Raw genomic sequence first — 10,534 nt, 5'->3', positions numbered from 1 at the left:
CCAGCTCGTCGCGCAACGCGGCGTCTTCGTAGGGTTCGGGGCTGCTGGGACGGGTGCCCTTGATCGGGCGCGTCTCGAGCCGGCGGTCGCGGTCGAGGCGCAGGAAGCGCTCGGGCGAGGCGCAGAGCACGGCGACGTCGCCGCGGGTCAGCCAGGCGCCGAAGGTCGGCTCGTTGACGAAGCGCAGCTTGCCGTAGAGGCGCCAGGGGTCCGCCCGCAGTTCCAGTTCGAGGCGGCGCGTGAGGCAGCATTCGAAGACGCGCCCGTCACGGATGTCGCGCTGGACGGCGGCCACGCGGGCCACGTAGTCCTCGGGGCCGTCCTGCGACGGCGTCGGCCGTGCGCGGGGACGGCGCCGCGGCAGCGCCGGGGGCCCCCAGGACGCGAGCCGGTCGCGGACCGCGCCGGCGATGCGGTCGGCGTCGCGGCGGGCGGCGTCGCCGTCGGGACCGCGTCCGACGGCCGACAGCCAGGTGCGGCCCGCGCCGTGGTCGCGCACGAGCAGGGCTTCGTGCCTCACGAAGCGCAGGTCCGGCAGACCCAGGTCGTCGCGCCCGGTGTCGGGGAAGGACTCCAGGCAGTGGCCCGCCTCGTAGCCGAACCAGCCGACGATCCCGTGGACGAAAGGGAAGCGCGCCGCTCGCAGGGCTCCGGCCGGCGCCGCCGTGTCGCGGCGCCAGGCCCGCAGCGCTGCGAAGGGGTCGACGCCGGGCAGACGGCGCGTCGCGCCACCGGTGCGGGTTTCGACGTCGGCCCGCCCGTCCGGTCGCCGGCGCGCCTCGAAGGTCGCCGTCTCGCCGATCCCCAGGTACGAGAAGCGCCCGAATTGGGCGTCGCCGTTCGCGCTGTCCAACAGGACCGGCTCCGTCGCACCCCCGGCGCGGAACGCCTCGACGAGGCGCCAGAACGGCTTCACGTGGTCGACGGGTTCCAGGAGGTGGTGGGCGGCGTCCATGCGCCCAGTGTCGCGGCCGGTCCGGCGGCGGTCAACACGGTCTTTGACAGGCGCGGGCCGGCGCGGCTAATGTCCCGGCCATGCTGTTCAATTCGCTGATCTTCCTGGTCTTCATGGCCGTGGTCCTGCTGGTCTACCCGCGCCTGCGGCACCGGCCGCAGAACGTGTTCCTGCTGGTCGCCAGCTACGTGTTCTACGGCTACTGGGACTGGCGCTTCCTGCTGCTGCTGTGGGTCTCCTCCGGCGTCGACTTCTGGGCCGCCGCCCGCATGGGCCGCACCGACGACCCGTCCGCGCGCAAGCGCCTGCTGTTGGTCAGCATGGCGACGAACCTCGGCCTGCTGGGCTTCTTCAAGTACTTCAACTTCTTCGTCGACTCGATGGGCGTGCTGATCGAGTCCTTCGGGATGGAGCCCCACGTCCCGCTGCTGCGGGTGCTGCTGCCGGTGGGCATCAGCTTCTACACGTTCCAGACGATGAGCTACACGATCGACGTCTACCGCCGCCGCCTGGAGCCGTCGCACGACCTGATCGAATTCTCGCTGTTCGTGGCCTTCTTTCCCCAGCTCGTGGCCGGTCCGATCGAGCGCGCGACCCGCCTGCTGCCGCAGGTCCAGCAGCCCCGCACGGTGACCCGGCGCCAGGTCGAGACGGGCCTGAACCTGATCCTGATGGGCTTCTTCAAGAAGCTCTTCGTGGCCGACACGCTGGCGCCCTACGTGACCCAGGTCTGGAACGATCCCGGCGCCTGCACCGCCGGGGAACTGTTGACCGGCGTGTACGCCTTCTGCTTCCAGATCTACGGCGACTTCTCGGGCTACTCGGACATCGCCCGCGGCGTCTCGCACCTGCTGGGCTTCGAGCTGATGGAGAACTTCCGCGCGCCGAACCTCAGCCGCAGCCCCGCCGAATACTGGAAGCGCTGGCACGTGTCGCTGTCGACCTGGCTGATGGACTACCTCTACATCCCGCTGGGCGGCAACCGCAAGGGCCGCCTGCGCGGCTACGTCAACCTGATGGTGACGATGTTCCTGGGCGGGCTCTGGCACGGCGCGAGCTGGACGTTCGTGGCCTGGGGCGTGTTCAACGGCTTCTACCTGGTGCTCTACCGCCTGACCGACGGGCGCAAGGTCGACCTGCACTGGCCGCGCGCGCCGCGCGCCTTCGCCTGGGACGTGGTGAAGGTGGTCGTCACCTTCCACCTGCTCGGCATCGCCAAGATCCTGTTCCGCTCGCCCGACTTCCCGACCGCCTGGAAGATCATGACGGGGATCGCCGCCGGCCGGGGCCTGTTCACGTTCGGCGCCGCGCACGTCTTCGTGGTCTGCGCGATCATGCTGACGCTGGACGTCGTGCAGGAGGCGACGGGCAGCCACACCTGGCTGGCCGATTCGCGGCGCCCCTGGCTGCGGTTCTCGGTGGGGACGACGCTGATGGGGATCACCCTGGCGGCGGCGGTCTACCGCGTCTACAGCAACCCGCCATTCATCTACTTCCAGTTCTGACGCCGTCGACGCGATAACTGCATCATTGGCAGCATGTTGCGATTATATTGGATTGTTCGATTGATTTAATCAATCGATTAGTCTATCATGATCGGAACTGATTCGAGAAAGGGACGGCATGGACGAACGGACACCGGTCGGGAGGCTGCGGGAGGTGCTGGCGCACCTGCCGCCGGAACTGGCGCCGCCCGCGGCGGATTCGCCGCCGGGGCGGATCCTGGCGGCCACCCGCGCCCTGCTGGCCGAGAAAGGGCTCGCGGGGCTGAGCATGCGGCTGGTGGCGGGCGAGGCCGGGGTCAACCAGGCGATGATCCACTACTACTACGGCACCAAGGATCGCCTGGTCGACGCCGTGGTGACCCGCGAGGTCCTGTCGATGATCGGCGCCGTGGTGGGCGGGCTCGACGGCGATCTCGATCCCGCCGAGCTCTTCGTGCAGTACCCGGTGCGCATGCTCGACGAGCTGCGTCGCGACCGTGTCCGCCTGCAGCTGCTGCGGCTGGTGCTGGCCACCGAGCCGGACCGGCTGCGCCGCGCGGTGCGGGAGCTGGGGCGGCACGGCGTGCTCGGGGTCAGCGCCGAACTGCTCGGCCTCATCGGCGAAGCGCAGAGCGCCGGCCGCCTGGTCGACGCGGCGCCCGCCTCGCTGCTGATGTTCCTGATCGCCAACGCCTTCGGACTGGTCTTCATGGAGCCGATCGCGCACGAGGTCATGGGTTTCTCCCTGGCCGACGACGAAGCCTGGGCGCGGCACCGCGCGCAGCTGACGAACCTGATCCGCGGCGGGATCCTCGCGGCGCCGGCGGACGAGGAGCGAAGATGACAACGATCGGATCCGTCTGGTGCGTGTTGTGTTGCGTGGCGCTGGCGACGGGAGTCGCGGCGTCGGACACCGCCGCGCGCCTGGACCTGGAAGCCTGCCTGCAGCGGGCGCACGCCGCGGCGCCGCGGCTCGAGGAGCTGCGGGCGGCCATGGCGGAGGCCGCGGCCGCGGCCGACGAGGCGGCGGCGCGGCGCCTGCCCGCGCTCGGGCTGGGGGCGACCTACCGCTACGCCAGCGAATCGATGGAGGCGGAGATCAGCCTGGCGCCGGGGCTGCCCTCGCGCACGCTGTCCTTCGGCGACGGGCACGTGGCCGACGTGAACCTGGCCCTGTCGCTGCCGCTGTACACGGGCGGCGAACTGTCAGGCACGGCCGCGGCGGCGGCGGCGGGGAGTCGGGCGGCGGTGCTGCGGACCGCGGCGGCGGCCGAGGACCTCAGCCTCGCGGTGCGTCGGGCGTTCTACGCGGCGCTGGGCCGGGAGTCCCAGCTCGCGGCCGCCGATCTGGCCGCCACGAGACTGCGGCGCCACGCCGATGAGGTCGCCGGCGCCCTGGCGGCCGGCGCCGCCAGCGAGGAGATGCGCCTGCGCGCGGTCACCCGCCTGCGCGACGTCGAGCAGCGGCGGACGCGCGCGGCGGCGGCGCGGGATTCGGCGGGGGTGACGCTCGGCCGACTGGTCGGTCTCGCGGGCGAGATCGTGTTGCCGGCGGGGGATCTCGCCGCCTCGCTGTTCGAGGACGGCGTCGTCCCCGCGGCGGTCGGGGAACGGCCGGACCTGGCGTCCCTGCAGGCGGAGCGCGCCCGCCAGGACCACCTGGCCGCGGCGGCCCGCGGGAGGCTGCTGCCCCGCATCGGGGGCGAACTGGCGGCCCACTACGGCCGCCCGGGCGTCGACCAGCTCACCAACGACTGGATGAGCTACGCCACCGCGGGGGTGAGCCTGGATTGGCCGCTGTGGGACGGCGGCGCCCGCAGTCGGCGCGCCTCGCAGGCGGCGGCGCGCTCCCTCCAAGCGGCGGCGCGGCATCGTGACCTGCAGGAGGCCGTCGCCGCCGCGAACGCCGCGGCGCGGCTGGACCTGGCCGCCTCCCGCGAGGAACTGGACCGGGCGACCGAGCGCGCCGAGCTCGCTCGTCGGATCGGCGAGATGGTCGGCGCGCGCTACGAGCGGGCCGACGCCAGCGAGAGCGAGTACCTCGACGCCCTGGACGACGTGACCGCCGCCGAATTCGAACTGTCCCTGGTCCGCACGCGGCAGCGCCTCGCCGAGGCGTCGCTGCTCTGGACCCTCGGCCGCTAACCGCACGGGAGAGATCATGAACCGCACCGTCACCACCACGATCGCGCTCGTCTGCCTCGCCGCGCTGGCCGGCTGCGGCGGCAAGGCGTTGCCCGATCCGTCCGGGACCTTCGAGGCCACGGTCGTCGACGTCGCGCCGGTGATCGGCGGGCGGGCGCTGGCCGTGTTCGCCGCCGAGGGCCAGCTCGTCGCCCGCGGCGACACGCTGGTGATCCTGGACAACGAGCTGATCGCCCTGCAGCGCGCCGAGACCGCCGCCCGCCGCGAGAGCCTGGTGGCGGAGCGTCGCGCCGCGACGGCCGACCTGGAGCAGACCCGCCGCCAGCGCGCCCTCGCGGCGACCACGCTCGAGCGCGCCGAGGTGTTGCTGGCGCAGGGCAGCGCCACGCGCCAGCGCATCGACGACCTCGCCGCCCAGCGCGACGTGGCCGACGACCGCATCGAGGGGGCCCGCGCGCGCATCGCCGCCCTGGACGCCGAGATGGTCCGCCTCGCCGCGGGCCTGGCCGTGCTGGACCGCCAGCTGCGCGAGGGCGTCCTGCTGTCGCCGCTGGACGGCACGGTGCTGACGCGGAGCCTGGAGCCCGGCGAGGTGGCCGTTGCCGGCCGCACGGCGCTGCGTCTGGCCGACCTCACGCGGCTCGAGCTGCGGGTCTTCCTCGAGGCGCCCGACCTCGACCGCGTGCGCCTGGGGCAGGACCTGCCGGTCGCGGTGGACGCGCTGCCCGGCGAGGCCTTCACCGGCCGCGTCGCCTGGATCAGCGAAGAGGCGGAGTTCACGCCCAAGAACGCGCAGACCCGCCACGCGCGGGCCCAGCTCGTGCACGCGGTGAAGGTGAGCGTCGCCAACCCCGACGGCCGGCTGCACGCGGGGATGCCGGCGGAGGTGCGGCTGCCTTGAACGCGGCCGACGACATGAGCGGAGCGGCCATCCGGGTCGAGGGCCTGCACAAGTCCTACGGCGAACGCGCGGCGGTCCGCGGCCTGGACCTCGCCGTGGCCCCGGGCCGCATCTGCGGCCTGATCGGCCCCGACGGCGCCGGCAAGACCACGACCATGCGCGTGATCTGCGGCCTGCTGCGGCCCGACGCAGGCGTCGCGCGGGTGCTCGGTCGCGACAGCGCCCGCGAACCCCGCGCCGTGCGCGAGCATCTCGGCTACATGCCCCAGCGCTTCAGCCTCTACCCGGACCTGACCGTGGGGGAGAACCTGCGCTTCTTCGCCGACCTGTTCGGCGTGCCGGCGTCCGAACGCGTGCGCCGCGAGGCCGAGCTGATGGAATTCAGCCGGCTCGGCCCGTTCCGCAAGCGACGCGCCGGCCAGCTGTCGGGCGGCATGAAGCAGAAGCTGGCCTTGAGCTGCACGCTCATCCACACCCCCGAGGTGCTGGTCCTCGACGAGCCCACCACCGGCGTGGACCCGGTCAGCCGCCGCGAGTTCTGGCGCATCCTGCGCGATCTGGCCGGCCGCAACCTCGCCCTGCTGGTCAGCACGCCGTACATGGACGAGGCCGGCCTCTGCGACGAGGTCGTGCTGATGCACGAGGGCCGGGCCATCGCCCGCGGGACCCCGGACGAGGTGGCGGCGGCCTTCCCGCGCCGCCTGCTGGAGGTGCGCGGCGCGGGCCTGCCCGAAGCCCTGGCCCGCCTGGCGGCCTCGCCCCGGCCGGGCGTGAAGGTCCACCGCTACGGCGACCGCCTGCACGTGGTGCACGACGACGCGGCGCAGGCCGACGAGGTCGCCCGCCTGCTCGCGGGCGCCGGGGTGGAACTGCACCCGGTCGCGCCGGGCATCGAGGACGCGTTCGTGGAACTGATGACGGCGCCGGCCGGCGGGGAGGCGACGCCGTGAGCGGGGAAGCGGCGGTGTTCGCCCGCGGGCTGACGCGGCGTTTCGGCGACTTCACGGCCGTCGAGTCGCTCGACCTCGAGGTCGCGGGCGGGGAGATCTTCGGCTTCCTGGGCGCCAACGGGGCCGGCAAGACCACGGCGATCCGCATGCTCTGCGGGCTGCTGCCGCCCAGCGGGGGCGAGGCGCGCGTGGCCGGCTGCCGCGTCGGCCGCGACACCGGCGCGCTCAAGCGGCGCATCGGCTACATGAGCCAGCGCTTCAGCCTCTACGAGGACCTGACGGTGCTGGAGAACCTGGAATTCTTCGGCGGCGTGTACGGGCTCGGGCGCGCGGAGCTGGCGGCGCGGGCCGACGAGCTGCTGCCGCGTCTCGGCCTCGACGCCGAGCGCGGCCGGCTGACCGGCTCGCTGCCCCTGGGCTACAAGCAGCGGCTGTCGCTGGGCTGCGCCCTGGCCCACCGCCCGCGGGTGCTGTTCCTGGACGAGCCCACCGGCGGCGTGGACCCCGTCGCGCGGCGCGGCTTCTGGGACCTGATCTACGAGCAGGCGGCCGACGGGGTCACGGTCTTCGTCACCACGCACTACATGGACGAGGCCGAGTACTGCGGCCGCGTCTCGATCATGGTCCAGGGCAGGATCGTGGCCCTGGACACGCCGTCGGGCCTGAAGGCCCGCACAGGCGGCGCCGACATGCAGGACGTCTTCCTCAGGCTGGTGGACGCATGAACCGGATCCTCGCGGTGGCCGGCAAGGAGTTCCTGCACATCCTGCGCGACCGGCGCAGCCTGGCCGTGGCGCTGCTGATGCCCCTGACGATGGTGCTGCTCTACGGCGCGGTCATCGACATGGAGCTGCGCGACCTGCGGGTCGGCGTGCTCGACCTCGACGGCGGCGACCGCAGCCGCGAGCTGCTGCGCGCGATGACCTCCAGCGGCTTCATCATCGAGGCGGAGCGCCTGGACGGGCGCGACGCGATCGAGGCCGGCTTCCGGCAGGGGCGCCTGCAGGCCGCGCTGGTGGTGCCGCGCGGCTACGGCGAGGACCTCGCCCGCGGCGGGGCCCGGGTCCAGATCCTGGTGGACGGCGCCGACGCCTCGACCGCGGCCACGGTCGCCAACTACCTGCAGGCCGTGGTCGCGCTGGTCAACCGCGACCTGCTGCGCGACGCGGGCCTCGCGGCCCCCTTCGACGCCCGCACGCGGGTCTGGTTCAACCCCGAGCTGGTCAGCGCGCGCTTCGTGGTGCCGGGCCTGGTGGCGCTGGTGCTGATGATGATCTGCGCGCTCTTGACGAGCATCGCCATCACCCGCGAGAAGGAGGCCGGCACGCTCGAGCAGATCCTGACCACGCCGGTGACCCCGGCGCAGGTGATCGTGGGCAAGGTGCTGCCCTACGTGGCGCTCGGCGCCCTGGACTGCGCGATGGTGCTGCTGGCCGGCAAGTGGGTCTTCGGCGTGCCGATGGCCGGTTCGTGGTGGCTGCTGGCGGCCTACTGCCTGCTGTTCATCGTCATCGCGCTGTCGCTGGGGCTGCTGATCTCGGCCCGCTCGCCCAGCCTGCGCGTGGCGATGATGGCCGCGCTGATGGTCACCATGCTGCCGACGATGATCCTGTCGGGCTTCGTGTTCCCGATCGCCAGCATGCCGGGGCCGCTGCAGGTCGTCTGCCGCCTGCTGCCGGCGACGCACTTCCTGGTGGTGCTGCGCGGCATCATGCTCAAGGGCCAGGCCTGGTTCCCCCTGCAGACCGCGGCGCTGGTCGTCATGGCGGCGGTGCTGCTGACCCTCGCGATCCGCAGCTTCCGCCTCAGACTGGAGTGAAGGCTTGAGAGCGCTGCTCTGCCTCGTGCGCAAGGAGTTCAAACAGCTGCGCCGCGACACCGCCCTGCTGCGGGTCGTGTTCGCGCTGCCGATCTTCCAGCTTTTGGTGCTGTCCTACGCCCTGAACAACGACCTGCGCAACGTGCGGGTCGCGACCCTGGACGAGGACCGCACCGCGCTGAGCCGCGCCGTCCTGGACGCCTTCCCGGCCTCGGACATCTTCGTGCCGGGGCCCGTGGCCCGCGACGGCGACGAGCTGGAGGCCCTGCTGCGGGCCGGGGCCTGCGACCTGGCGGTGCGCGTGCCGGCTGGTTTCGAGCGCGACGCGCTGGCCGGACGCGCGCCCTCGCTGGGCATCGACGTCGACGGCACCAACAGCAGCCTCGCCGGACGCGGCGCCGGGTACGCCGGCGCCATCGCGATGCAGGAGGCGCAACGCTTCGCGGCGGCGCACGCGGGCGCGGCCGCGTCCGCGCCGCGCGTGGAGACGGTCGTGCGGTTCCTGTACAACCCCGAGCTGGAGAGCCGCCTGTTCATGGTGCCGGGCGTGATCGTCATGCTGGTGACGATCATCTCCGCCCTGGCCACCGGCATGGCCGTGGTGCGGGAGAAGGAGCTGGGCACCCTCGACCAGGTCCTGGTCACGCCGCTGACGCCGCTGCAGTACGTGGTCGGCAAGACGCTGCCGTTCGGGCTGATCGCGCTGTTCGACCTGACGCTGGCCACGCTGTTCGCCCGCCTGTGGTTCCACGTGCCGATGCTGGGCTCGCCGTGGGTGCTGCTGCTGGGCGTGCTGGCCTACCTGCTGGTGACCCTGGGGCTGGGGCTGCTGGCCTCGGCGGCCTCGAACACGCAGCAGCAGGCGATGTTCACGGTCTGGTTCTTCCTGGTCTTCGCCATCATGCTCAGCGGGTTCTTCTTCCCCGTCGACAACATGCCGGAGTGGGCGCGCTGGCTGACGCGGATCAACCCCATGCGGTACTTCATGGACATCGCGCGCGGGGTGCTGCTGCGGGGGGCGGGGCTGGCGGATCTCGCCGGCGAGCTGCTGACGCTGCTGGGGATGGGGGTGACGGCGTTCGGGGGGGCGGTGCTGGCGTTCAGGCGGGAGGCGGCGAGGAGTTAGACGGCCTTTCCTGTCGGAATCAGCACGTGTGAGTGCGACATGAAACATCCGCCGGCAGCATGAAGGACCGCATGGCGCTGGCGATGGTCACAACGGCCGAAGCCGACGGCCGGCTGTCCCCGGGCGGTTCGGTGGTCGAGTACACGGGCGGCAGCACGGGCGTCTCGCTGGCCTTCGTGTGCGCCGCGAAGCGCATCCCCCTGCGGATCGTGACCTCGGACGCCTTCAGCCGGGAGAAGCGCGACCACATGCAGGCCCTGGGCGCCCGCCTCGCGCTGGTCCCCAGTCCCACCGGCGGCACGACCAGGGCCCTGACGCTCGCGATGATCGAGACGGCGCGCGGCCTCGCCGCCGAACCGGGCTGCTGCTGGATCGACCAGCTCAACAACGCCGACCAGCTGCGCGGCTACGACCGCATGGGCGAGGAGATCCTGGAACAGGCCGGCGGCACGATGGTCACCGTGGCGGTGGATTCGGAGATGAAGTACCTGAGCAAGGCGCTGTACGCGGGCGCGTGAGGCGATGATGATTTCACGGAATCCGACCAAGAGGGAAATCGCCGAACTCGTCTCCTACCTGTCGATCCTCTATGCGGACGGGTTCGAGCCGGTCGTGGATCGGTCCGGTTGTTCGACGGGAGAGAACGGCGTCACCACGATGACCTACCCGGATTACGCCGAGGAGGTCGAGCATTTCTTCCGTCTGGCGGCTCGAGAGTGCTGGACCGATTCCGGCTACAGCCCCGCGGAAGCGGGCTCGATGCTCGACGACCACGAGGCCATCAGGGCCGCCGATCTGGCACGGATCAAGACGTTGCTCACCTATTGCGTCCGCGGCGAGCGTTTCGGTGACGGATTCTGGGAGACGATGATCGTGGACGGCCACGTGCGACGCCTGCTCGAGAGGCTGGCCGAGATCGGGTCGTTGGACGACGCCCCGCCGCCTACCGCTCGCCCACCAGCACCCCGGACACGTTCCAAGCGCTGAAGCTGTCGCCCTCGGGAGCCCCCAGGGGGATCGCGACGCGCACCGTGTGGCGGCCGGGCGTCAGCCCCGGCAGCGGCACCGGCACCGCGCTCACGGCCGCGCCCGGGCACCAGCCCGAGCGGCTGAAGTCGGACGAGCTCATCCCGTTCCAGAAGTTGCCCGAGGCG

The 10,534-nt window shown here is 72.3% G+C and carries 11 protein-coding genes and 1 pseudogene; 10 read left to right on the top strand and 2 right to left on the bottom strand.

Going from position 1 to position 10,534, the window contains the following annotated elements; translation table 11 throughout:
* Positions 1-955 (bottom strand): chorismate-binding protein (locus Q7W29_05680; GenBank protein MDO9171303.1); only part of this gene is annotated, 955 nt, incomplete at its 3' end.
* 80 nt (positions 956-1,035) lie between these two features.
* On the opposite strand from Q7W29_05680, the gene Q7W29_05675 reads away from it, so the two are divergent.
* The 10 genes and pseudogenes from Q7W29_05675 to Q7W29_05630 all read left to right on the top strand — a co-directional run bounded on the left by Q7W29_05675 (position 1,036) and on the right by Q7W29_05630 (position 10,367).
* Positions 1,036-2,460, top strand: coding sequence for an MBOAT family O-acyltransferase (locus Q7W29_05675; GenBank protein ID MDO9171302.1), 1,425 nt, complete (start codon positions 1,036-1,038; stop codon positions 2,458-2,460).
* 118 nt (positions 2,461-2,578) lie between these two features.
* Positions 2,579-3,283 carry a helix-turn-helix domain-containing protein gene (locus tag Q7W29_05670; GenBank protein ID MDO9171301.1) on the top strand — a complete coding sequence of 235 codons (705 nt, stop codon included), beginning with the start codon at positions 2,579-2,581 and terminating at the stop codon, positions 3,281-3,283.
* A complete protein-coding gene (locus Q7W29_05665) occupies positions 3,280-4,584 on the top strand; it encodes a TolC family protein (protein MDO9171300.1) in 1,305 nt (434 codons plus the stop codon). The genes Q7W29_05670 and Q7W29_05665 overlap by 4 nt, the downstream gene beginning before the upstream one ends.
* A gap of 16 nt (positions 4,585-4,600) precedes the next feature.
* On the top strand, positions 4,601-5,485 hold the full coding sequence (locus tag Q7W29_05660; protein MDO9171299.1) for an efflux RND transporter periplasmic adaptor subunit: 885 nt from the start codon (positions 4,601-4,603) through the stop codon (positions 5,483-5,485).
* Positions 5,482-6,435, top strand: coding sequence for an ABC transporter ATP-binding protein (locus Q7W29_05655; GenBank protein MDO9171298.1), 954 nt, complete (start codon positions 5,482-5,484; stop codon positions 6,433-6,435). The genes Q7W29_05660 and Q7W29_05655 overlap by 4 nt, the downstream gene beginning before the upstream one ends.
* A complete protein-coding gene (locus Q7W29_05650) occupies positions 6,432-7,160 on the top strand; it encodes an ATP-binding cassette domain-containing protein (protein MDO9171297.1) in 729 nt (242 codons plus the stop codon). The genes Q7W29_05655 and Q7W29_05650 overlap by 4 nt, the downstream gene beginning before the upstream one ends.
* On the top strand, positions 7,157-8,254 hold the full coding sequence (locus Q7W29_05645; GenBank protein MDO9171296.1) for an ABC transporter permease: 1,098 nt from the start codon (positions 7,157-7,159) through the stop codon (positions 8,252-8,254). The genes Q7W29_05650 and Q7W29_05645 overlap by 4 nt, the downstream gene beginning before the upstream one ends.
* Positions 8,255-8,258: 4 nt before the next feature.
* Positions 8,259-9,380: an ABC transporter permease gene (locus tag Q7W29_05640; GenBank protein ID MDO9171295.1), complete on the top strand. Its 1,122-nt coding sequence runs from the start codon at positions 8,259-8,261 to the stop codon at positions 9,378-9,380.
* Positions 9,381-9,433: 53 nt separating this feature from the next.
* Positions 9,434-9,898 (top strand): annotated as a pseudogene (locus Q7W29_05635) (pyridoxal-phosphate dependent enzyme).
* A gap of 7 nt (positions 9,899-9,905) precedes the next feature.
* Complete coding sequence (locus Q7W29_05630) at positions 9,906-10,367, top strand: DUF6508 domain-containing protein (GenBank protein MDO9171294.1); 462 nt, start codon at positions 9,906-9,908, stop codon at positions 10,365-10,367.
* Here Q7W29_05630 and Q7W29_05625 read toward each other — a convergent pair.
* On the bottom strand, positions 10,324-10,534 hold a 211-nt coding region (locus Q7W29_05625; protein MDO9171293.1), incomplete at its 5' end, for a peptide-N-glycosidase F-related protein. The genes Q7W29_05630 and Q7W29_05625 overlap by 44 nt on opposite strands.

It is taken from the genome of bacterium (genome assembly GCA_030654305.1).
Taxonomy (GTDB): domain Bacteria; phylum Krumholzibacteriota; class Krumholzibacteriia; order LZORAL124-64-63; family LZORAL124-64-63; genus PNOJ01.
The sequence above is the reverse complement of the archived record's forward strand: the minus strand, read 5'-3'. Positions and strand labels throughout refer to the sequence as shown.

Coding starts and splice junctions, on each gene's coding strand:
- Q7W29_05665 (MDO9171300.1), top strand. CDS start 3,280: ATGACAACGATCGGATCCGTCTGGTGCGTGTTGTGTTGCGTGGCGCTG.
- Q7W29_05675 (MDO9171302.1), top strand. CDS start 1,036: ATGCTGTTCAATTCGCTGATCTTCCTGGTCTTCATGGCCGTGGTCCTG.
- Q7W29_05645 (MDO9171296.1), top strand. CDS start 7,157: ATGAACCGGATCCTCGCGGTGGCCGGCAAGGAGTTCCTGCACATCCTG.
- Q7W29_05670 (MDO9171301.1), top strand. CDS start 2,579: ATGGACGAACGGACACCGGTCGGGAGGCTGCGGGAGGTGCTGGCGCAC.
- Q7W29_05630 (MDO9171294.1), top strand. CDS start 9,906: ATGATTTCACGGAATCCGACCAAGAGGGAAATCGCCGAACTCGTCTCC.
- Q7W29_05660 (MDO9171299.1), top strand. CDS start 4,601: ATGAACCGCACCGTCACCACCACGATCGCGCTCGTCTGCCTCGCCGCG.